The organism is Deinococcus sp. AB2017081, assembly GCF_034440735.1.
GTDB lineage: Bacteria > Deinococcota > Deinococci > Deinococcales > Deinococcaceae > Deinococcus > Deinococcus rufus.
The window spans coordinates 193370-215529 of the sequence record NZ_CP140098.1 but is presented as its reverse complement, the minus strand read 5'-3'; the positions used below and the strand labels follow the sequence as shown (position 1 = coordinate 215529).

Here is a 22160-nt window from a genome sequence, read left to right as displayed (position 1 = left end):
ACCTCGACGTGGGGCCCGGCCCGCCCTGTCCGGTCAGCGGGCCTCCGCTTCCAGCGCCAGCAGCTGCGCCTTGCGCTCCGGGCCCCAGCGGTAGCCGCCCTGCCCGCCGCCTCTGGGGACGATGCGGTGGCACGGCACGACCACGCCGACCGGGTTCGTGGCGCACGCCCGCGCCACTGCCCGCACCGCCGACGGCTGCCCGATCATCTCGGCCAGCTGCGCATACGTGCGCGTCTCGCCGCGCGCAATGGTCTGGAGGGCCGCCCACACGCGCCGCTGGAAGTCGGTGCCCGGCACGTCCGTGGCCAGCGGCCGGGCGCGGCCCGCGAGGTGGGCGTGGACGCCCGCGATGGACGGCGCGAGCACCGCGGCGTCCTCGACCAGTTCAGCCCGCGGGTACTCGGCCCGCAGTTCCATGACCAGCGCGCCGGGCTCGCCGAAGCGCACCGCGCACAGGCCGCGCGGCGTGGCGGCCACCAGCATCGGCCCCAGGACGCTGTCCGTGACGGCGTAGTGGATGGTCTGCCCCTGCCCGCCACGGCGGTACGCGCCGGGGGTCATACCCAGCTGGTCGGTGGCAGGCGCATACACGGTGGCGGGCGAGTCGTGTCCCGCGGCGTACAGGGCGGTCGTGACGGTGGGGGTCATGGTCAGTGCCTCCTTGAGGCGCTCCGTGCGCCGCCGCAGCGCGTACTGCTTGGGGCTCACACCCACGCGCGCCGTGAACACGCGCTGCAGATGAAAGGGGCTCAGGCCGGTGGCAGCAGCCAGGTCGGCCAGCGTCGGCGCGGTCTCGGCGGTGTCGAGCAGGTGCTGGCCCTGTGCCACCGCGCGCGCCGCGGCGTCCACGCGCTCCGGCGTGCAGCGCTTACAGGCCCGGAACCCGGCGGCCTGCGCCGCGTCCGGCGAGGCGTGGAAGCTGACGTGCTCGCGCCTCGGGCGACGCGACGGGCAGCCGGGCCGGCAGTAGATCCCGGTGGACGTCACGCCGTACCAGAACGCGCCATCCGCCCGCGCGTCGTGCGCGAGGACAGCGTGCCAGCGCTCATCGTCGGTCGTCGGTGCGTGTGTCATGTCCGCAGGCTACGCGCCGTGCGGCGGGGCCGTGACCGGATTCTTGCGGCCAAATTCCCACGCCCGTGCCCGCTACACTTCCCCCATGTCCGACCTTCAGGTGCAGGTGTTCGGCACGCGCAAGAGCAGGGAGACCCGCGCGGCCGAGCGCTTCTTCAAGGAACGCAAGGTGAAGATCCATTTCGTGGATCTGCACGAGCGGCCGATCGCCCGGGGCGAGCTGACCCGCTTCGTGCAGAAGTTCGGCCTGACCGCCCTGCTCGATCTGGAGGGCAAGGCCTACGAGCGCAGCAACCTCGCGTACCTGCGCACCACCGAGGACGGGATCATCGCCAAAGTCATCGAGACGCCGGAACTGCTGAGGCTGCCACTGGTGCGTGGTGGCAAGGTGCTCACCGTGGGCGAGGACGTGGACGGCTGGAAGGAGATGGTGACGGGCTGAGCGCGCCGGGCCCCCACGTCACGGAAGCGCCGCCACGAAGCCGGCGATCAGGGCCACGATCCGCTCCGGGTCTTCGCGGTGCGGGACGTGGTGGGCCCCCTCGATGATCTCGACCTGAACCGGGCCACGGCACAGGGCCGCGATCAGCTCCGGATGACGGCGCGAGCCGAACTCGTCGTCCGAGCCGTGGATGGCCAGCACCGGGCAGCCCACCTGCGGCAGCACGGAGGCCAGCGACCACGACGCGAATGCCGGGTCCAGCCACGTGCGGATCCAGGCGTCCAGCACCCAGTCGGCCCGGTCGCCGTGGTAGCGCGCGAGGCGCTCACGCTGCCCGGCCTGCCGGAACTGCTGCTGCGCGTGGCGGATCCCATCCAGCGTCTGTTCCTCGGCAACGACCTGCGCCGACTCCGTGACGAGTCCCACGCACGCCTGCGGCCACTGCGCGGCGCAGTGCACGGCCATGCCGCCCCCCACGCTATGGCCCAGCGCGATCAGGGTCTCCAGGCCCAGCTGGGCCCGCAGCAGCGGCACGGTCGTCCGGGCCTCGTCGGCGATGAAATCGGGGGGCAGGGGGCCCTGCCGGGGGCTGGAGCGGCCGAACCCCAGCCGGTCGTAGGCGATGACCCGACGGCCGGTTGCCGCACACAGCGCCTCTGGAAAGTCACGCCACAGCTCGACGGAACCCAGGGAGTCGTGAACCAGCAGGATGGGCGCCGGGGTGCCCAGGGTGGCACCGGCCGGAGTCCAGCTGCGGGTGTACAGGCGGCCCTGGGGATGCTCGACCCAGACCTCCTGCACGGTGGGGGACGGCCCGGACACCGATGCTACGGCGTGCGGTGGGGCGTGGTCGCGCCTGGAGTCAGCTGCGTGGCCCGTACGCGGCTCAGGAAGTCCAGCATCGGATCGACCAGCGCCGGGCCGAAGTGGGTGCCGCCCAGGTGGGGCCCGGCCAGCCGCAGCAGACGGCTCTCGGGCGACGTGTTCGCGGCGTACAGCGCCATGCCATTGCGGGCGAACGACACGGCCGAGTCGGCGTCGCTGCCCGCCACCAGCACCGGCAGGGCCGATCCGGCCCCGGGATAGTCGCGGGCCGGATCCCGGCCGGGGGGCAGCGGATCGGCCGGCCTCAGGCCATGCGCGGCGGCGATGTCGGCCATGAAGGTGGCGTTACCGCCGCGCCACACGTCGTGGAGATCCACCTGGGCGTCGAGCAGCATCACGCCGGAGACCGGGTACACGCCGGCATACGCCGTGAGCAGGGCGGGCAGCCCCCCCATGGAGTACCCGAAGTTGAAGGTGTGCCCGTCGAAGGGAAACAGGCGGGTGGCGCGGGCATGCATGTCGCCCAAATACGTCAGGGCCTGTGGGGCGCCCCACGTGGTCGGCCCGGCATCGTTGCTGACCAGCACCGCATATCCGGCGTTCTGGAGGCGGGCATACAGGGCCATCAGGTGGGGCCGGGTCAGGCTCAGGTCGGCCGTCATACCGCGCGAGTGCGACACGACCACCAGCGGGCACGTCGGCGTACACGCGACCGGCGGGAGCAGGAAGGCGTCTCCCAGGGGGTGCGGCAGCCGGATGGGGGCGGCCGGGTCAGGCACTGGACTCACCAGGGAGGGCGGCACCGGCGCACTCTCGGGTGGCGTGGTGGGGGAGATGGGCAGCGCGGTCAGGGCCGCAGGAGACACCAGCACAGCTCCCAGCAGGAGCGGAAAGACCACGCGCTTCATTCCCCTGAGCGTAGCAGAGCCCGCCTGTCACGGAGCTAACGGCCAAACAGCCAGCGGGACACCGCGGTGCCGGCCAGCGCCCGCGCGATCAGCACCGGGATCACCAGTGCAGCCACCCCGTAAGCAAGCAGCGTCAGCGTGAACAGCGCCGGGTGCCCGGGAAAGCCCCACTGCTCCATGAGGTACAGCAGCGCCGGGTGCAGCAGGTAGACCTGCAGGCTGATGGCGCCCAGGGCCGTCAGTGCCGGCACCGCCCGGCCGCCCACGCCGGCCAGCGCCAGCGACGCGCCGAACAGCGCCAGCACCGCCGCGGCCGTGTAGACCCAGTTCGCCGCACTGAAGGCCAGCGTGTTCACCGGTTCCTCCTGCAGCGCGGCCAGCGACAGTGGCAGGAACCACGCCAGCCCCAGCACCGCCGCGCCCACGATCCAGCCGCGCCCACGCGCCCACAGCGTTTCGAACATCCCGTCGTTCGCACCGAAGTACATGCCCAGGGTCAGTGCCGGGATGTACCACACGGCCATGGTGGCCGGGAACGCGAAGTCCAGCACGCCCACGCGGTTCAGGCCGTACACCGCGAGTTGCAGCGCAGCGGCCGCCGCCACCACGCCCCACAGCGGCCAGCGCCGCCGCCACAGCGGCAGCAGCAGCGGCAGCACCACATAGAACTGCAGCACCACCAGCAGGAAGTACAGGTGGTAATAGCCCTTGCCGTACTGCACCCAGGTGACCCAGCGAGCCGGGTCGCTCCACTCGGCGGCGTCCTCCTGTCCGGTGGCAAAGCGGAACAGCACATACAGCACCGTCCACAGCAGGTATGGCAGCAGCGCCGTCTTCGCGCGGGCCCGGTAGTAGCGCCCCGCGTCGAAGTGACGCAGCGCCGAGCGGGTCAGCACCAGCGCCGTCATGAACACGAAGGCGGGCACCACGAACAGCAGGGAGCGGTTCAGGATCGCCAGCGCGGTCGCCACGGCGCTCCCCTCGGGCGCGTAGCGCACACCCATGCCGGCCAGATGGTGAACCACGACGGCCAGGATCGCCAGTCCACGGAACACATCGATCGCCACCACACGCGCGGCAGGAGCCGGCACGGCCGCCGGGGTGGGCGCAGGGGTGGAGCGGTCGGTGGCGGTCACGGTCATCCGGCGTCCACGGTAGGTCGGGGCGGCCCGGTGCGGGAATGACCGGACTCAAGGCCCGTTAACGTCCGCCGCTCACGTCCAGCAGCGTGCCCGTCACATACGACGCCCCCGGCGACAGCAGCCACACGATCGCCTCCGCCACCTCATGCGCCGTGCCGCCCCGCCCCAGGGGAATGCCCGGGGCCACGCGCGTCACCCGCCCCGGCTCGCCGCCCAGCGCGTGGATGTCCGTGTCGATCACGCCCGGCCGAACCCCGCACACACGGATGCCCTCCGCCGCCACCTCCCGCGCCAGCCCCACCGTCAGCGTGTCCACCGCGCCCTTCGACGCCGCGTAATCCACGTACTCCCCGCCCGACCCCAGCACCGCCGCCCGCGACGACACGTTCACGATCACGCCCCCCGCCCCGCCATACCGCATCGACATGGCCCGCACCGCCGCGCCCGCGCACAGGAACGACCCGATCACGTTCGTCGTCAGGATGCGCGTCAGGCGGGCCGCGTCCAGCTCGTCCACACGCCCCTGTCTCTCCAGCGTCCCCGCGTTGTTCACCAGCGCCGACAGCGGGCCCAGCTCCACCCGCACCGCCTCGAACAGCCGCGCCACATCCGCCTCCACGCCCACGTCCGCCCGCACCGCCAGCGCCCGGCCGCCCACCGCCTCGATCCCGCGCACCACCTCGGCCGCCGCGGCCGCATCCCGGCGGTAGGAGAGGGCCACCGCGTAGCCCGCCTGGGCTGCGAGGGTGGCGGTCGCCGCACCGATGCCTCGGCTGCCGCCGGTGACGAGGAGGGTCTTGGTCATGAAGGGAGGCTAGCGTGATGGGGTGCGCCTGCGGCGGGCTTCCCCACTCCCCAGCCCCCTACCCCGGACTCGTAGAGCTGCGCAGCAGAGGGGCAGGGGGAGCGGCGCTGCGCTGGGCAAAGTGCGCGGCGAGGTTCGCTGGTGGCCTTGTTCTCGGAGCTGCGGAGGCGGCGTACCTGCCCTGGGCGTTTACGCCGTCACCGCCCGCGCGCTTCGCGCCCATGAGCGGATAAGTCTACGTTGACGGAGCAAGAGGAGCGAAGGGCCGCCCCTGAGCGGATGGGGCCACATGCGATGGCATTCGGTTCGGGGCAGGGTGGATGCTTCGGCTTTTTTCCCTCTCCCCTTGCGGGAGAGGGAGGAGCCGCGCAGCGGCGGGGGGTGAGGGGGCCATGCGTAGACGCCATCGTCACCCGGTTGTCCTGCCCTCCCAGTACACATGGGCCGCGAGCCGGCCCCATGGATTTGCTCCAGGCGTAAAATGTGGATATCATTTCAGTGGAGGCCGACTTCATGACGTCACCCAAAGCGCTGGAATCTCCGCTCTCCCTGCATGACCTCGCCCGGCTGCGGCGGGTGCGGGATCGGATCGACCGGGAGTACGCGCGGCCGCTGGACGTGGAGGCGCTCGCCGCCGGGGTGAACATGTCGGCCGGGCACCTGAGCCGGCTGTTCCGCCGGGCGTACGGCGAGCCCCCGTACGCGTACCTCATGACGCGGCGCATCGAGCGGGCCATGGCCCTGCTGCGCCGGGGCGACCGCAGCGTCACGGACGTGTGCTTCGACGTCGGATGCGCGTCACTGGGCACCTTTAGCACGCGCTTTACGGAACTCGTCGGCGTGAGCCCCAGCGCGTACCGTGCCCTGCACGCCGGCTCGCCCTCGGGCCTGCCCGCGTGCGTGGAGCGGCAGGTCACGCGGCCCGTCAGGAATCGAGAAGCGCCCGCCCCCGCCCGTGGTGAACACTGACGGCATGACCCTCTCCATCCACTCCAGCTTTCTGCCGCACACCGACCCCGCCGCCACCCTGGCGTTCTACCGCGACACCCTGGGCTTCGAGGTGCGCAGCGACGTCGAGTACGGCGGCCGGCACTGGATCACCGTCGGCCCCGCCGGGCAGCCCGGCACCAGCGTCGTCCTGTACCCGCCCGACGCCACGCCCGGCCTGAGCGACACGGAGCGCCGCACGGTCGCCGAGATGATGGCCAAGGGTACCTACGCCACGCTGCTCCTCGCCACACCCGACCTCGACGCCACCTTCGAGCGGGTGCAGACCGGCACGGTGGACGTCGTGCAGGAGCCCATGGATCAGCCGTACGGCGTCCGCGACTGCGCCGTGCGCGACCCCGCCGGGAACCTCATCCGCATTCAGGAGGTGCGGTCGTGACCCGCAAGGCCGCCACCCCCGCCTTCAGCGCCGAGGAACGCGCCGCCATGAGGGAACGCGCCCGCGAGGCGAAGGCCGAGGCGAAACACGCCGCCACCCGCGAGGAGGGCGAGCAGGCCGTCCTGGCCCGGCTGGCCAAGATGACCGGGCCCGACCGCGCGCTGGGCGAGGCGCTGCACCGCATCATCACCGCCGCCGCGCCCGGGCTGGTGCCCCGGCTGTGGTACGGCATGCCTGCGTACGCGCAGGACGGCAAGGTCGTGTGCTTCTACCAGGACGCGAAGAAATTCGGCGCGCGGTACGCCACGCTGGGCTTCAGCGACCAGGCGAAACTGGACGACGGGCTGATGTGGCCCACGTCCTACGCGCTGACGGAACTGAGCGCGGACGGGGAGCAGAGGATCACGGAGCTGGTGAGACGGGCGGTGGGGTAGGGTCTAAATCCTCAGCTTCACCTCCTTAATTAAGGTCATGAAGTTGATACAGTTAACCCCAATGTCTTGGCAGACGTTGGGAATTTTTACTCGTTTTCCATCCAAAGAGAGTTGCTCTTCGCTGACCACTGTCAAATCATGCGCCTTACTTGTGGCTATTACTATCGGGTCTGCTCCATTTCTGATGCCCCTACTTTCTACAAATTTAGGGTAGTCTGCCAATATGATTCTTAATTGGTTCTGAACTTCTCCATCTAAATCTAGCATTTGAGACTCGGTGAGGTTTTGTTTGAGCCAATCGTGGAGACCATCATCTTTCTTTTCCAACTCTAGGAGTACGTCTCTACATACAAAAATCAACCCTGAATCTATACCATTTTTAATGTTAGCCCATAAACTAGGGAAATGCTCAATCGGGTATGTCCGGCTCCATGCGTGTATTAGAGAACTGCTGTCCAAGCAGTAAGCCATTATGACGCCACCTGGGTCATTCTATCCATCAACGCGTCGGAAAGTTTATCGAAGTGCTTAGTTTTTAGTCTTAATAATCCAGAAGCCGTGCTAGCTGATATAACTGATTCATTCAACGCCTCCAAGACTACGCGAGTATAAGTTATCCCCAGGTCGCGTAAGGTCATATAATGAGGCGGAGCAGCCCCTGGAGAGCTCTTAGATTTTTCTATCTTGGCTAATCTGATCGCTTCATATTCTTTGTCAAGAGAGTTTTTTAGCTCTAAGTACTTATCGAAAGTGATGTAATGGTGCCTTCTTAGTCTTAGAAGAACCATATCCCTACTCACCGAAAAATGCCGCGCTATAGTAGATATAAAAGCTAGATCAATTGTCTGTCTAGAATCTGAAATGTATTTTGCAAACATTTCTTGCGGAAGAATGATTTCACTTGCTACGTTATCACAGAATTCTTCTATTTTTTTATCCTGTGTCTTGCCCTTGTTTCCATCTTGGTTAACATATTCAATGATGTTTCTATTATCCTTAACCAAGGATAAATGAACTAATTCATGTATAAGTGTGAATATCTTTCCAGCAGGAGCATCTTTTCCGTTAAGGAGAATTATTGGTAGAATCTCATTAAAGATTGAAAATCCTCGTGCCTCTCGTACATCGAACTTGCTCGATTGGAAAACTAAAACATCAAGATTTTCAACCGAATTAATCCAATGTCGCAAAGCAATATCTGTTGACTTCCAATTTATCTGCTCAGATCTGCTGATTCCCATTTGAGATCTTATTTTGACGGCTGTATCTACAATACTATGATCCAAATTGGATGTTAGCTTAAATGGTAAAAACTCATCTCCTTTCTCATCGGCGATATCTATGAGATTATCTCTAGTTTCTTGCGCTGATTGCAATTCAAGAGATAGAGCTTTTGAGGCCGATTCATTCTCACTGAGCCGGTGAACTCTATATTCCTCAATAACTGAAAAATCTTTCGGTGGAGATGACAAGAAAAAGACAGCAACAGGTCTTTTGTATATTTCGGCTAATTTACGGGCCTGCGGCACTGTAGGTCGAGATGACCCGTTTTCCCACTGTTCAACCAAATTAGCATCGACGCGTAGGAGATGCGCGACGGCTTCTACATCAAGGCGTGACCGCTCACGTGCCCAGATCAAAACGTCTGGGGTCACATTTGCAGTCTGTCCTCGCTGTAGCTTCGGCATCTTGTGTGTTGATGTTACGCGAATGTACGTATCGGTATTGCCAAATCTGCCCATGCAACATTGGGGCTTGACACGAAAAACGCCGACCTGGAAAGATAAAAATGCGTTTAGGTCTTCGGCTCCACCCGTATCCGCGTGTTGTGGAACGTGCTCCCGCCGCCCAGGTCGGTCAGGGTCTGGGCGGTGATGGCGTTGATGCTCTCGCCGTCGGGGGCGCTGAGGCCCCACCACGTCCCTTCCAGCACGGCCACGCCGGGCTGCACCGCATCGGTCACGCGGACGCGGCGCTGCACGGTGCCGATCTCGCTGGTCAGGGTGGCGTGGGCTCCGTCCTCCAGGGCGTAGGCGGCGGCGTCGGCGGGGTGGATCATGACGTGCGGTTCGGTGCCCTCGGCGCGGTTCAGGTTGTCCAGGGTGCCGTAGGTGCTGTTCAGGAAGTGGTGCGCGGGCGGCGTGAGCAGCCGGATGGGGTATTCGGCGTTCAGCGTGGCAACGGGCGGGACGTACGTGGGCGCGGGCGAGAGCTGCACCTTCCCGCTGGGCGTCTCCGCGCCGTGCGCGTACGGCTGGAAGTCGTCCGGGAGGGTGAGCGGCACGCTGCCCTCGGCCTTCAGGCGTTCGGGCGTGATGCCGTGCAGGTGCGGGTGGTCGGTATTCAGCAGCTCGGCCATCAGCTCGTCCACCGTCCAGTACACGCTGGGGTCGGTGACGCCCAGGCGGCGCGCGAGCTGCTGGAACACCCACGAGTTCGGGCGGGTCTCGCCGGGCGCGTCGATGGCCTGGGGGTTGTGGCCCAGCCAGTGGTGTCCGTAGCTGGTGTACAGGTCGGGGTGCTCGGCGAAGGTGGTGGCGGGCAGCACGTAGTCGGCGAGGCGGGCGGTGTCGGTCATGGCCTGTTCCAGCACGACCACCAGCAGGTCTTGGCGCTGGAGGCCGGCGCGGACGCGGGCGCTGTCGGGCGCGACGACGGCGGGGTTGCAGTTGTACAGGAACGCCGCGCCAAAATCCCCCTCGGGGCGCAGGGCGGTCGCCAGTTCGTTCATGTTCACGTGCGGCACGTCTGCGGGCAGGAGGTGCTGCGCGCCCAGCCGCGTGCGGTTGAGCTTGAACGCCCCGCTGGTGCTCAGGGTGCAGCCGCCGCCCCGGTGTCGCCAGTCGCCGGTCAGGGCGGGAATCAGCGTGACGGCGCGCAGATTCGTGCCGCCCGTCTCGTGCCGCGTCATGCCGTACCCCACGCGGATGTAGGTGGGCCGCGTGGTGCCGATGGCGCGGGCGAACGCGCGGACGGTCTCGGCGTCCAGGCCGGTGACGGACGCGGTGCGTTCGGGCGTCCATTCGGCGGCGGCCTGCCGCAGTTCCTCGACGCCCTGCGTGGCCTCCGCGATGTAGGCCACGTCCGTCCAGCCGTGCGCGAACAGCTCGTGCATCACGCCCAGCGCGAGGGCCGCGTCCGTGCCGGGCACGATCTTCAGGTGCTCGTCCGCGAACGCCGCCGTGCGGTTGCGGTACGGGTCGACGCAGACGATCCGCGCGCCGGCCTTCCGCGCCGCCGTCAGGTGCGGCGTCAGGTGGCTGTTGGTGCTGAGGGAATTGATGCCCCACAGCACGATCAGCCGCGCGTGCGCCACGTCGTGCGGGTCGACGCCGTAGCGGGTGCCGTAGCCCATCGTCCACGCGGCCGTGCCCGCCGACGCGCAGATCGTCTCGTCGAGTTCCGGCGTGCCCAGCGCGCGGAACAGGGCGTGCGCGTGGTGCCCCTCCATCAGGCCCATGGTGCCCGCGTACGTGTAGCGCAGGATGCTTGAAGGGCCGCGCGTGTCCAGCAGCGTCCGCAGGCGGGCGGCGATGTCGTCCAGGGCGGCGTCCCACGTCACGCGCTCCCACACCGGCTCGGCGTCCGTCTTGGGGTTCACGCGCCGCAGGGGGAACAGGGGCCGCTCGGGGTGGTTGGCGCGGGCGGGGTAGTGCACGGTCTTCACGCACGCGAAGCCCCTCGTGACCGGGTGCGCGGCGTCCCCCGTGACCTTCAGCATCCGCTCGGGGCCGTCCGGCGTGTCACGGCCCACCGTGACCTTCAGGCGGCACGCGTCCGGGCAGTCGAGCGGGCAGGTGAGCAGCACGTCGCGGGTCGGGGAGGCCGTCATGCGCGGAGTGTACGCGCGTGGGCCCGGCGGGGCGAGGGCCACTTGCCCGCGCGCCGGGCGGGCCGGTCAGCGCCAGGAGTGGGGCGGCGCGTAGGTGTGCAGGTACGCCCACGCGCCGCCCTGCCGCGCCACCCGTTCCAGGCCTGCGCTGCGCGCCCACGCGTCCACCGTGCCCGCCCGCACGTACTCCGGCGCGAACAGTTCCTCGCCCACCACGATGCGCCCGCCGGGCCGCAGCACGCGCGCGCACTCGCGCAGGGCGTCCACCGGGCGCGGCACCTCCGTCAGCACCGACACGAGCACGACCACGTCCACGCTCGCGTCCGGCAGGGGCAGCGCGGCGAGGTCGCCGTGCACGGCGGTCACGTTCGCCGCGCCGGCCGTCCGGCGCGCCGCGTGCGCCAAATAGCGCGGGTCGGCGTCCAGGGCGGTCACGTGCCCGGCGCGGGCCGCCAGGGCGGGCGTGAACAGCCCCGAGCCGCAGCCGGCCTCCAGCACGCGGTCGGCGGGCTTCAGGGCGCACGCGTCCGCGAGCCGCCCAGGGTCGCGGTAGCGCCGCCGCCACGGGTTCTCCAGCAGCCACGCCCAGCCGTACGGGATCGGGCGGGGCCGGGCGCGCACCCACACGCGCAGGGCCACATGCGCCAGCGTCAGTCCCGCCAGCACCACCCGGGCCGCGCGGGGAAGGAGGGGGCGGGCGGCGGGCGCTGCGGTCATGGCAACCTCCAGGTGGCGCAGGCGTGCTGTGGGGAGGGGACGAAAAAACCGCCCTCTCAGGCGGTGATTGGAACACTCTAGCGCGGTATGCACGGGGCGTCAAGCCTATCCGGGGTGTGCCGGGCGTTCAGGGGGCTGCGTGCGGCGCGTGCGCGTCCAGCCACGCGCTCAGGGCGTCGATGGGCAGATCCCGGGCGAAATGCCAGCCCTGCAGCAGGGTCATGCCCATGCCGCGCAGCAGTTCCGTCTGCTCGCGCGTCTCCACGCCCTCCGCCGTGAGTTCCAGGTCGAGCCCCCGGCACAGGTGTGCCACGGACTGCATGATGTGCGCGTCCACGCCCTGCGGGTGCTGCCGCAGCTGCTCCACGAAGGTTCGGTCGATCTTCAGGCTGTTCAGGGGCAGGTTCTTCAGGTAGTGCAGGCTGGAGAAGCCCGTGCCGAAATCGTCGATGGCCACCCGCACACCCAGGGCGCGCAGCTCGCAGATACGCCGCACGGACTCCACCTGATCCATCATGACCCCCTCGGTGATCTCCAGCGTCAGCTGCCCGGGCGGCAGGTCGTGGTCGCGCAGGGCGGCGCGCACCATCCCGACGAGGTCCGGGTGCTGGAACTGTTTCGGGCTGACGTTCACCGCCACGCGCAGGCCCGGGTGCGTGCGCTGCAGCCGCGCGACGTCGTGGCACGCCTGGCGCAGCATCCACTGGCCGAGCGTGACGATCTGGGCCGTGTCCTCTGCGACGGGAATGAACTCGGCGGGACTGACGGGCCCGTGGTCGCGGCTGTGCCAGCGCATGAGCGCCTCGACCTCCACGGCCTGCCCGGTGCGGGCGTCCACGATCGGCTGGTAGTGCGCGCGCAGCTCGTCGCGTTCCAGGGCGTGGTGCAGCGCGACCTCCAGCTGCACGCGCCGCCGCGCGGAGGCCCGCCCGCCGGAGCGCATGGCGGCCCACCCCAGATCCCGGCGCTTGGCGTGGTACATGGCGATGTCGGCCAGCCGCAGCAGCTCGTCGGGCGTGTGCGCGTCGTCGGGGTACAGGGCGATCCCCACGCTGCTGCGCATGAACACCTCCTGACCGGCCAGGTCGAAGGACGCATCGAAGGCCCCCAGGACGCGCTGCGCGTACGGCTGGAGATCCGCGGCGCACGCCAGGACGGCCAGGAACGTGAACTCGTCGCCGCCCATGCGGGCCACCTGTCCGTCGCGGCCCAGCGCGCCCTGCAGTCGGGCGGCCACCTGCCGCAGCAGGTCGTCGCCGAGCGCGTGCCCGAACGAGTCGTTCACGTTCTTGAACCGGTCCACGTCGAGCAGGCCCACGGCGACCAGCGTGCCGGGCCGGTGTGCGTGGATGGCCTGCCGGACGAGATCCGTGAACGACCGGCGGTTCGGCAGATCCGTGAGCGGGTCGTACAGCGCGAGGCGGCGGGTGTCCTCCTGCGCCCGGTAGCGGGCCACGATCACGGCGGTCAGGCGGGCCGTGTCCTCCAGCACGGCCAGTTCCCACGGGCTCGGCGCGCGCGGCTGCCGGGCGTACACCGCGAAGGTGCCCAGCACGGTGTTCTCCCCGCTCAGGATGGGCGTGCTCCAGCACGAGCGCACGTCCAGGCTGCGGGCCAGCTGCTGCATGTGCGCCCACTGGGGGTCGTTCAGGAGGTCGGCGGCGATCACGGTGCGGGCGTGGTGCACGGCCTGACCGCAGGGCGTGCCGTGCGGGCCGGGCTCCAGGCCGGTCACGGCGTCCCGCAGCCCGCGCGGCAGACCGTCGTCGGTCGCGGGCGACAGCCGCCCGTCCTGGAGCAGCAGCACGCTGGGCAGCACGTCCGGCATCTGGTGCCGCACCTTGTCCAGCAGCGCGCCCAGCACCTCCGGCAGCGGACGGTCCCGCGTGACACGTTCCAGCACCTCGCGGCGGTCGCGGTTGAGCAGGTCCTGCTGGCGGTCGCGCGTCACGTCCCGCATCACGCTCACCCAGTGCGAGTGCCACCCGGCGGTGTCCTTCACGGGCGTCATGGACATCTGCACCCAGTACGGCTGGCCGCCTTTGGCGTAGTGCAGGATGGTCTCGTCCATGGACACCCACCGCCGGCCGCCGTCCACGATGCGCCGCACGGTGTCCGGATCGGTGTCCGGGCCGTGCAGGATCGTGGGTGACCTCCCGACGATGTCCTCCGGGGCGTAGCCGCTCAGGCGGGTGAAGGCCTCGTTCACGAACACCACGCGCGGCCCGGGGCCGTCCACGGACGCGGCCGTCGTGATGATCAGGCCCTGCCGGGACGCGAGCACCGCGGATTCCAGCAGCCGCAGGCGTTCCTCGTTCACGAGGCGTTCGGTCACGTCGCGGCTGACCATCAGGATGTGCTGCAGGTGCCCACCGGCGTCCGTGATGGGCGCCAGCATGGATTCCATGGACCGCCACGACCCGTCCAGCGTGCGTTGCCGCCACGTGACGCGGTGGGGCGCGCCGTCCGGGTGCGGGTGCGTGAAGGCATGCCGCACGCGGTGGTGGTCGTCCGGGTGGATGATCTCGAAGCCGTTGCGACCCACGAGCGTTTCGGGGGTCAGGCCGGTGCGGTGCGCGTCGGTGCGGTTCACGTACAGCACCGTGCCGTCGGGCGCGTGCAGGCTCAGGGTCTCCTCCGCGTGTCCGAGCAGCTGTTCCTTGAGCGTCTCGGCCCGCCGCTGCTGCGTGACGTCCCGCACCAGCAGGACGTGCCCGCGCGGCTGGCCCTCCCGGTCGAAGGTGGGACTCACGCGGAGCTCCACCTGCATGACCTGACCGTCGTGCCGGGTGTGCAGGGCGTCACCGATCCACGGCTGCCCGTCGCGCATGGCGGCCTCGCAGCGCGCCCTGTCCGTGGCGTTCAGGAACGCCGCATGTGCCAGGGCCGTGAACAGCTCGCCCCGGGGGTCGGCCTGCACGCGGTACAGGTGCCGGGCGGCCCCGTTCAGGAACAGGATGCGGCGGTCGGCGTCCACGGCCACGATCGCCAGGTCGTGGGCCTCGAGGGCGTCCAGCGCGTCGAGGCGCGTCATGGCCTCCGGGCGGGCCGCGAGGCTGTGGCTCACCAGATCCGCGTAGGCGCGCAGGTCGCGCAGGTCCTCGTCCGTGAAGGTGCGCGGCCGCCGGTCCAGGACGCACACGGTGCCCACCGCATGCCCGGACGCGGTGACGACCGGCACCCCGGCGTAGAAGCGGATGCCGGCCGGTCCGGTCACGGCGTCGAGGTGCCGGAAGCGGGGGTCGAGCGTGGTGTCGGGCGCGACCACGGGCGTGTTCTCCCTCACGGTGACGGCGCACCCGCTCTGGTCGAGGGGGAGCGGGCCGAGGTCGATCCCCACCTGCGCCTTGGTCCACTGCCGGTCGGCGTCGATAAAATTCACCAGGGCGATCGGCACGTCGAAACGCCGCGCGACGAGGCGCACCACGTCCTCGTACGGGGCTTCCGGCGGGGTGTCGAGGATCCGCAGATGCCGCAGCGCCTCCACCCGTGGGTCAGGCGGAGGTGTGTCCATGACCCAGCCGCGAGGGGAGTGGGCGATACCACATGCCTCATGGTGACACACCGTTCAGTTGGGCGGTGTCGGTTTCCCGGCAACCCCACCGGCGGGGGAACGTCACCCCCCGTCCACGCCCACAGCGACGACCGCCCGGTTCGTTCCTGCCCCAGCCGGGCCGGCAGGAGCATCCCGCCGCGTCACTCCTGGGACGGCAGTCAGATCTCGAAGTCCACGCCCGTCAGTTCCTCGGACGCGGCCCACAGCCGCCGGGCGTCCTGCCCGCTGTGCGACTGCTCGCTGGAGGACACGCGTTCCGGGTTCCCGCCGAGTTCCAGCAGGCCGCTGGGGCCGTAGTACGCGCCGCCCACGGCGTCCGGACTGGTCGCGGCGTACAGGCTGGGCAGCGCGCCCATCGCCTGCGGCTGCGCGAACAGGCGGTTGGCGAGGGTCGAGCCGCCGCTGCCGCCCTGCAACCCCGTGGACGCCCAGCCGGGGTGTGCGGCGAGGGCCAGCACATCCTTCCCGGCGGCGCTCAGGCGGCGCTGCAGTTCGTACGTGAACAGCAGGTTCGACAACTTGCTCTGCCCGTAGGCGGGCATGGGCACGTACCGGCGCGCGCGCCAGTTCAGGTCGCCGAAATCCATGCGCCCGAAGCGGTGCGCGATGGAGCTGACCGTCACGACCCGCGCGCCGGGCGTGCGCTGCAGCACGGGCATGAGGCCGGCGGTCAGGGCGAAGTGACCCAGGTGGTTCACGCCGAACTGCGTCTCGAAGCCCTGCGCGGTGCGGCCCAGCGGCGGCACCATGATTCCCGCGTTGTTCACCAGGACGTCCAGCCGGTCATACTTCGCCCGGAACGCCGCCACGAACGCCTGCACGGACTCCAGGTCATTCAGGTCGAGGGTCATCAGGACGACCTGGCCACGGGGCTTCAGGGCGCGGATGGCGGCAGCGGCCTTCTCCGCCTTCTGCGCACTCCGGCACGCCATGACCACGGTCGCGCCGCGCTGCGCGAGCACACGGGCTGTCTCCAATCCCAGGCCGCTGTTCGCGCCGGTCACAACGGCGACCCGGCCGGTCTGATCCGGCACGTCCGCTTCTGTCCACGTGCTGCCTCTCCGGCCTGTCAGGAGGTAGGCGAGCGGCCCCAGGGTGTTCACGAACAGCCCCGCCCGCCACGCGGTCTTGCTCCCGTTCACGGCCTCCGGGCGGCGGCCGCTGAGGTCGGCCCACGCGGCAGCGAACAGGCCGAGCTGCGCGAGTCCGGCGGTCAGCAGGGCGGTCTTGTGCAATGGACTCAGGTCAGTGGTGGTCTTACTCTTCATGGGTCTCCGGGGGAATCAGCCGAACGTGACGGGCAGGGACTTCACGCCGTACACGATCTGGCTGGGAATGGGTTCCAGTGGGGTGTCTGCGACCCGCAGGTTCGGGAGCCTGTCCAGCACGGCCCCCAGGGCTACACTCGCCTCCAGGCGGGCCAGCGGGGCACCCAGGCAGAAGTGGATGCCGTTCCCGAAGGCCAGATGCCGGTTGGGGGTGCGGGCCGGGTCGAAGGTGTCGGCGTCCGGGAACTGGGCCGGGTCGCGGTTGGCCGCGCCGATCCACGCGAGCACGGGGCTGCCCTCGGGGATCAGCTGGCCGCCCAGGTCCACGTCCTGCGCGGCCACGCGGAACATGGACTGCACGGGCGAGCGGAACCGCAGCGCTTCCTCGATGGTGCCGGGCAGCAGGGCGCGGTCGGCCCGCACACGGTCGTAGGCGTCCGGGGCGTCCTGCCAGCACAGCAGGGTGTTCGCCAGCAGGTTCGTGGTCGTCTCGTTCCCGGCGACCAGCAGCAGGATGCAGAAGCCCAGCAGTTCCTGCGTGTCCAGGTGCTCGCCGTCCAGCTGCGCGGCGATCAGTCCCGAGATCAGGTCGTCGCCCGGTTCTGCGCGGCGCTGTTCGATCAGGCGGGCGAAATACGCGCCCATCTCGCGGCTGCCGCTGGGGTCGCCCGTCACGACGGCGTCCGACCAGCGCTTGAAGTCGCCCCGGTCACTGGCGGGAATGCCCAGGATCTCTGCGATCACGATGACCGGCAGCGGATACGCGAAGTCCCGGATGAAGTCCATGCGCCCCGTGCCTTGTACCGCCGAGAGCAGGTCGTCGACCAGTTCGGCGATGCGGGGTTCCAGCGCCCGCACCTGTCTGGGCGTGAAGGCCTGCTCGACCAGCGAGCGCAGCTGCCGGTGCCGGGGCGGATCGGTGGAGATCAGGCTGGCCGACAGCGCGTTCTGCGCGTCCTCGCCACGCGGGCGGCCCCGCTGCGACGAGAACGCCTTCCAGTCCGAGAGCGTGCGTTGCACGTCGTCGTAGCCGAAGACCATCCACATGCCGGACTGCGGATCGCGCGTCACGGGCGACTGCGCCCGCAGGGCGTCGTACCACGGAAAGGGGTTCTGGAGGGAGTAGGTGGGATGGGATGTGGTCATGGCGTGTCCTCTGGAGGCGGTGGGGAGAAGGGGGGGCGGCCGTGAACTGGGGGCGATGATCTGTCCGGAACGAGAGGGGACGGTGTGGAGGGCGTGAATGGGTGGGTGAGGATGGGAGACCCCTCACCCCAACCCTCTCCCCTGGGGAGAGGGAGGGAGCCGCAACGAGGCGGAAGGGTGAGGGGTTTTCTCCCTCACACCTCGATGGAGCGCAGTTCGTCCTCGGCGACCTGCTGCGGCGTGACCGCGCCGGGACGCGTCTCGGGCAGCAGCACGCTGACCAGCAGGGCCAGCACCGTGACGCCCAGGCCCACGCGGTACAGCAGCGACACGGCGTCGGTGAAGGCATGCTTGACCCCCGCGCCGATCTGGTCGATGACGGGCAGCACCGTGGCGCGGGTGTCGTCCAGGCCGGTCAGTACCCTCTGGAGGGTGGCCTGCGGCTGCGTGGCGAGCGTCTGTGCTTCCCGGGCGTCCAGGCCCGCCAGGACCTGCTTCAGCGCTCCGCGGGACACGCTGGCCGGCACGAGACCGCTGGCCCCGTCACGGGCGAGCTCCCTGACAGCCTGGGGAAGCTGCGGGGTCGCGGTCACGGTCTGGATGGCCGCCGGGTCGTGGGCGATCAGCGCGCGCTCCAGCACGGCCCGCTGCTGGTCGAAGCCCGCCCGGATGGTGGCCTCGATGCCGCCCTGTTGCAGCACGCTGCGCAGCTGGGCGTCGGTACTCGGGTCGTTCACGAGCGCCTGCACCGCCGCCGGGTCATGGTCGCGCAGGGCCGCCACATAGCGGGCGCGGGTCTGGTCAAGCGTGTGCTCCACCTGGGCCCGGACGTGCTGGGCATCGAAGTTCTGGGCACTGCCGCCGGACGATCCGGAGGCGCTGAACTGGGTGCGCAGCGCGGCCGGGAGCTGCTGGCTGGCGGCGGCCACGGTGCCCTGGATGTCGGTCTTGAGGGTGCTGGCGAACAGGGTGCCCAGCACGGCCACGCCGATGGTGCTGCCCAGCGAGCGCAGGAAGTTGTTGGTGCCGGTCGCGGCCCCGATGTCGCGCGGGCTGACGGCCCCCTGGATGGCGATGGTCAGCATGGGCAGGATCGGCCCCAGGCCCAGGCCCACGACGATCATCTTCCACGTCAGCTCGACCTGCGTGCTGTCCACGCGCAGGGTGTAGCCCATCAGGACGAAGCTGAGCATCAGCATCACCCCGCCCGCGTAGATGATGGGTTTCATGCGACCGGACTTCGAGAAGACCTGCCCCGCCACGATGCTGCTGACCACCAGCCCGAGGGTGAGGGGAAAGGTCGTGAGGCCCGCCCGGGTGGCGCTCAGACCGACCACGTTCACCATGTACAGCGGCAGGAAGACGGTCGCCGCGAAGAACACCACGCCCAGCAGGAACGTGACGATGTTCGCCACCGCGAAGGTGCGGTTGCTGAAGAGTCTCACGTCGATGATCGGATCTGCGGCCCGCCGCTCCACCTGCACGAAGGCGATCAGGGACACCACAGCCGCCGCGAACAGCGCCAGGATCTGCCACGAGCCCCACAGGAACCCGCTCTCGCCCGGGGCCACGGAGGTCTTGCCGAGCGACAGGGCCAGCAGCAGCGTCACGCTGAAGAGGCTCAGCAGGCCAGCGCCCGGGACATCCAGGGGGGCACGTTCCCGTTCCTGTTTCAGGGCAGGCATGAACAGCATGGTCACCACGGCGGCGATCCCCAGCGGCACGCTGATGAAGAAGACGTTGTGCCAGCCGAAGGTGTCGGTCACGTACCCGCCGATCACGCTGCCCAGCACCGTGGACAGGCTGAACACGGCCCCGATCAGCCCGATGTAGCGGCTGCGCTCCTCCGGGGCGTACAGATCGGCGATCACGGCGTACATCAGGCCGATCAATGCGGCTCCGCCCAGCCCCTGCACGGCGCGGCCCGCGATCAGCATGCCCACGCCGGCCGCCGTGCCGCACAGCACCGACCCCACGATGAACACCACCGTGCCGAACAGCAGGATGACCCGGCGCCCGTACAGGTCGCTGAGCTTGCCGTAGATGGGCACCAGGGTGGTGCTGGCCAGCAGGTACGCCGTGGTGATCCACGAGTACAGGCTGTTCTCGATGTGCAGCGCCGTCTGGATGGCGGGGCCGGCGGTCGTGACGATGGTCTGGTTCATGCTCGCCAGCAGCACCGCCAGCAGGATCGCCACGAGCGAGATGGTCTTCTGGCTGGGCGTGAGTCCGGTATCAGGCGCGGGAGCGGTCAGCGTGGTCATGCCCGGCTCCCGAAGGCCGCGTGGGCCGCCTGGGCGAGCGTCTGGACGGCAACCAGCACCCCGGCCCGCTGCTCCGCCGGGATGTGTTCGAACATCTGGCGGATGGTGGCGTCCACCGTCGTCCGGGCATCCTGGAGCAGCGTCAGTCCGGCGGGGCTCATGCTCAGGCGGGTGCGGCGCGAGTCGTGCGGGTCGATGCTGCGCTCGATCAGCCCCTTGCCGAGCAGGTCGTCCAGCACCCGGCTGGTCATGTGCTTGGGGATCTGCAGTTCGCAGGCCAGTTCGGTGGGGTACTGCACGCCGGATCGGATGTGCCCCAGCACCATCAGATCCTTCAGGCTGACGCCGTGTTCCCGCTCGATCAGGGGCATCAGGTGGCGGCCCAGCGCCTGGTTGAACTTCCACTGGCTGGCCAGGAAGTGCTCGGTGTCCGTGACCGGGACGGGAGGAGGGCCGGGTGGTTGCGACATGCAACTATCCTAGACGGAACTGGTTGCATAGCGCAATAGAATGTAGGTGCAATCAATTCGGCAGGGGGCGGGCTCCCGTGGATCCGGGGGGCTTCAGCGCGGGTGGGTCTGACCTCCCGCTGCGAACATCATGCCCCGCTCCTGCATGGCCTCCCGCAGCAGGCCCAGCGCCTTCGGCCCCATGCCGTGCAGTCCCGCCACCTCCTGTTCGGTGCAGCGCGTCAGGTCAGCCAGCGTGGTGATGCCGGCGGTTGCCAGGGCGCGGCGGGCGGGGGCCGCCATACGGGGCAGGTCGTCCGTCGGCGCGGTCGGCACCTGGGCCACCCACTGCCGGATGATGTGGTGCATGGCGTCTACAGGGATGTCTGTGTCGGCCAGGGTCACCACAGCCCGGTCCGGTGTGACCCATGCCAGCAGGCCCGCCGGGTCGTCGATGTGCATGGCCACGGGCTCCGGGTGCTTCCTCGCGCCGGTGTGCAGCACGAGTTGAACCCGGTGTCCGGGATGCAGCCTGAAGGTCGCAAAATGATCCGCCAGCCGGAAACTCGGCGCATTCCACTTCACCTCGTCCCGGATGGCCGGATCGGCGGCCAGGATCAGGGCACGCACCTCCTCGACCTGGGCGCGGCGCGGATGCTCCAGCGCGTCCAGGAACGCCGTCACGGCCGGATTCATCCGCCCTGTCCGGTGATGGCTGGCGCGAGGCGACCCACATCCCACACGTTCAGCACGTTCCCGGAGCCGGGATAGGTCTGCGTGCGGATCAGCCGGAACGGCACCGGCGGTCGGCCCGTGAACAGCGGCGTGCCGCCCGGCCCGGCCAGCAACGGGAAGGTCGTGAGGTGCAGTTCGTCCACCAGGCCGCGCGCCAGCAGGTCGTTCCACAGCAGCCGGCTCAGCAGGATCAGGAGGGGCGGGCCGTCCCCGGCCTTCAGGGTGCGCACGGTCGCCTCGGCGTCCGCGACCGTCACGGCGCGGGCGTTCGGGAACGCGGTCAGGTCGTCGGGCGTCAGGTGGTCCGACACGATCACCACCTCGATCTGCGCGATGCGGCGCGCGAAGGCCCGGCGCACGTCGGTCGCGTCCGGGTCGGTCAGCACGCCCTGCCAGTAGCGCAGGTTGTTCAGCGCCGACACGTGCCCGGCGAGCAGCAGCGTCCCGGCGGCCTCCAGGAGCTCCAGGGTGTGGTGGTCGAAGTGGTCGTCGCCGCGGTAGTCCGGGTGCTGGTACTCGAACAGGGGCACCAGCGTGCGGCTGGCGTCCTCGTAACAGCCGTCCAGCGTGACGAAGTTACAGACGATCAGGCGTCTCACGCGGAGGTCCGCCGGGTCAGCACGACGCGCGCCATACCGCCGTCATACACCCGGTGTGACGTCAGCGTGAAGGCGTCCAGTGTCCGCGAGAGGGGCAGGGCCGGTCCCTCGCCCCGCAGGAGCGGGTGAACCGACAGGTGCAGTTCATCCACCAGTCCGGCGTCCAGCAGCCCCCGCAGGAGGGTCAGGCTGCCCAGCAGCACGAGATCCGGCCCGGCCGACGCCTTGAGGTCGTGCACGCGGCGCCGCGGGTCGCCGGACAGGAGGGCGGTGTTGTTCCACGCCGGCAGCGTCTGGGTGCCCGACACGACGTACTTGCGGGCGCGGGTCATGACCTCGCTGATCGGCGTCGGGGGACTCTGGTTGGCCCACGCCGCGTGCATCAGTTCGTAGGTCACACGCCCGAACAGCAGTTCGGCCTCGCCCGCCAGAGCGGCGGATCCCTCGGCCACGTAGTCCGGTGTCTGGTGGTTCGGCCACAGGTGGGGATCTCCAGCCATGCCGTTCAGGGTGACTTCCTCGTTGGCGATCAGTCGGCGCATGTGCGGCTCCTGGCGGAGGTCACGGCACCCCGCGT

At 69.2% G+C, this 22160-nt stretch carries 21 protein-coding genes; 4 read left to right on the top strand and 17 right to left on the bottom strand.

The genetic code is table 11. From position 1 onward, the window contains the following. Nucleotides 1–33: 33 nt before the first annotated feature. A complete protein-coding gene (ada, locus tag U2P90_RS01040) occupies nucleotides 34–1074 on the bottom strand; it encodes a bifunctional DNA-binding transcriptional regulator/O6-methylguanine-DNA methyltransferase Ada (RefSeq protein WP_322473412.1) in 1041 nt (346 codons plus the stop codon). A gap of 85 nt (nucleotides 1075–1159) precedes the next feature. On the opposite strand from ada, the gene U2P90_RS01035 reads away from it, so the two are divergent. Continuing rightward, nucleotides 1160–1516: an ArsC/Spx/MgsR family protein gene (locus U2P90_RS01035; protein WP_367174470.1), complete on the top strand. Its 357-nt coding sequence runs from the start codon at nucleotides 1160–1162 to the stop codon at nucleotides 1514–1516. Between the two features lie 18 nt (nucleotides 1517–1534). Here the strand turns inward: U2P90_RS01035 and U2P90_RS01030 are convergent, their stop codons facing one another. The 4 genes from U2P90_RS01030 to U2P90_RS01015 are packed head-to-tail and all read right to left on the bottom strand — an operon-like array spanning nucleotide 1535 to nucleotide 5196. After that, nucleotides 1535–2338 carry an alpha/beta fold hydrolase gene (locus U2P90_RS01030; RefSeq protein WP_322473410.1) on the bottom strand — a complete coding sequence of 268 codons (804 nt, stop codon included), beginning with the start codon at nucleotides 2336–2338 and terminating at the stop codon, nucleotides 1535–1537. Nucleotides 2339–2343: 5 nt separating this feature from the next. After that, nucleotides 2344–3249: an alpha/beta hydrolase gene (locus U2P90_RS01025; protein WP_322473409.1), complete on the bottom strand. Its 906-nt coding sequence runs from the start codon at nucleotides 3247–3249 to the stop codon at nucleotides 2344–2346. A 35-nt stretch (nucleotides 3250–3284) separates the two neighbouring features. Continuing rightward, entirely contained in the window at nucleotides 3285–4391 is a 1107-nt protein-coding gene (locus tag U2P90_RS01020) for an acyltransferase (protein WP_322473408.1), read from the bottom strand. A gap of 58 nt (nucleotides 4392–4449) precedes the next feature. Continuing rightward, nucleotides 4450–5196: an SDR family oxidoreductase gene (locus tag U2P90_RS01015; protein ID WP_322473407.1), complete on the bottom strand. Its 747-nt coding sequence runs from the start codon at nucleotides 5194–5196 to the stop codon at nucleotides 4450–4452. Nucleotides 5197–5709: 513 nt separating this feature from the next. Here U2P90_RS01015 and U2P90_RS01010 point away from each other — a divergent pair. Genes U2P90_RS01010 through U2P90_RS01000 form a run of 3 tightly spaced genes read left to right on the top strand, consistent with a single transcriptional unit; the run spans nucleotide 5710 to nucleotide 7017 of the window. Beyond that, entirely contained in the window at nucleotides 5710–6165 is a 456-nt protein-coding gene (locus tag U2P90_RS01010) for a helix-turn-helix transcriptional regulator (protein WP_322473406.1), read from the top strand. A 4-nt stretch (nucleotides 6166–6169) separates the two neighbouring features. Beyond that, the gene (locus U2P90_RS01005) at nucleotides 6170–6583 is read left to right on the top strand and encodes a VOC family protein (protein ID WP_322473405.1); all 414 of its coding nucleotides are present in this window, start codon (nucleotides 6170–6172) and stop codon (nucleotides 6581–6583) included. Beyond that, complete coding sequence (locus U2P90_RS01000) at nucleotides 6580–7017, top strand: iron chaperone (RefSeq protein WP_322473404.1); 438 nt, start codon at nucleotides 6580–6582, stop codon at nucleotides 7015–7017. Before U2P90_RS01005 ends, U2P90_RS01000 begins: the two co-directional genes overlap by 4 nt. Nucleotides 7018–7020: 3 nt before the next feature. Here the strand turns inward: U2P90_RS01000 and U2P90_RS00995 are convergent, their stop codons facing one another. From U2P90_RS00995 to U2P90_RS00940, 12 genes are all read right to left on the bottom strand, one after another. After that, nucleotides 7021–7488, bottom strand: a complete 468-nt coding sequence (locus U2P90_RS00995; protein ID WP_322473403.1) for a DUF4411 family protein — start codon at nucleotides 7486–7488, stop codon at nucleotides 7021–7023. Beyond that, nucleotides 7488–8672, bottom strand: coding sequence for an XRE family transcriptional regulator (locus U2P90_RS00990; protein WP_322473402.1), 1185 nt, complete (start codon nucleotides 8670–8672; stop codon nucleotides 7488–7490). The genes U2P90_RS00995 and U2P90_RS00990 overlap by 1 nt, the downstream gene beginning before the upstream one ends. A gap of 140 nt (nucleotides 8673–8812) precedes the next feature. Continuing rightward, a complete protein-coding gene (locus U2P90_RS00985) occupies nucleotides 8813–10849 on the bottom strand; it encodes a molybdopterin oxidoreductase family protein (protein WP_322473401.1) in 2037 nt (678 codons plus the stop codon). Nucleotides 10850–10915: 66 nt separating this feature from the next. After that, on the bottom strand, nucleotides 10916–11566 hold the full coding sequence (locus U2P90_RS00980; protein WP_322473400.1) for a class I SAM-dependent methyltransferase: 651 nt from the start codon (nucleotides 11564–11566) through the stop codon (nucleotides 10916–10918). Between the two features lie 127 nt (nucleotides 11567–11693). Next, the gene (locus U2P90_RS00975) at nucleotides 11694–15080 is read right to left on the bottom strand and encodes an EAL domain-containing protein (RefSeq protein WP_322473399.1); all 3387 of its coding nucleotides are present in this window, start codon (nucleotides 15078–15080) and stop codon (nucleotides 11694–11696) included. A gap of 200 nt (nucleotides 15081–15280) precedes the next feature. Beyond that, complete coding sequence (locus tag U2P90_RS00970; RefSeq protein WP_322473398.1) at nucleotides 15281–16390, bottom strand: oxidoreductase; 1110 nt, start codon at nucleotides 16388–16390, stop codon at nucleotides 15281–15283. A 15-nt stretch (nucleotides 16391–16405) separates the two neighbouring features. Further along, nucleotides 16406–17536 (bottom strand): cytochrome P450, encoded by a 1131-nt coding sequence (locus tag U2P90_RS00965; RefSeq protein WP_322473397.1) that lies wholly within the window; start codon nucleotides 17534–17536, stop codon nucleotides 16406–16408. 194 nt (nucleotides 17537–17730) lie between these two features. After that, on the bottom strand, nucleotides 17731–19800 hold the full coding sequence (locus U2P90_RS00960) for an MDR family MFS transporter (RefSeq protein ID WP_322473396.1): 2070 nt from the start codon (nucleotides 19798–19800) through the stop codon (nucleotides 17731–17733). Next, complete coding sequence (locus tag U2P90_RS00955) at nucleotides 19797–20270, bottom strand: MarR family winged helix-turn-helix transcriptional regulator (RefSeq protein ID WP_322473395.1); 474 nt, start codon at nucleotides 20268–20270, stop codon at nucleotides 19797–19799. The genes U2P90_RS00960 and U2P90_RS00955 overlap by 4 nt, the downstream gene beginning before the upstream one ends. Nucleotides 20271–20363: 93 nt before the next feature. Beyond that, complete coding sequence (locus U2P90_RS00950) at nucleotides 20364–20945, bottom strand: DUF1801 domain-containing protein (protein ID WP_322473394.1); 582 nt, start codon at nucleotides 20943–20945, stop codon at nucleotides 20364–20366. Then, on the bottom strand, nucleotides 20942–21583 hold the full coding sequence (locus U2P90_RS00945; protein WP_322473393.1) for a dihydrofolate reductase family protein: 642 nt from the start codon (nucleotides 21581–21583) through the stop codon (nucleotides 20942–20944). The genes U2P90_RS00950 and U2P90_RS00945 overlap by 4 nt, the downstream gene beginning before the upstream one ends. Beyond that, nucleotides 21580–22125: a dihydrofolate reductase family protein gene (locus U2P90_RS00940; RefSeq protein ID WP_322473392.1), complete on the bottom strand. Its 546-nt coding sequence runs from the start codon at nucleotides 22123–22125 to the stop codon at nucleotides 21580–21582. The genes U2P90_RS00945 and U2P90_RS00940 overlap by 4 nt, the downstream gene beginning before the upstream one ends. Nucleotides 22126–22160: the final 35 nt, after the last annotated feature.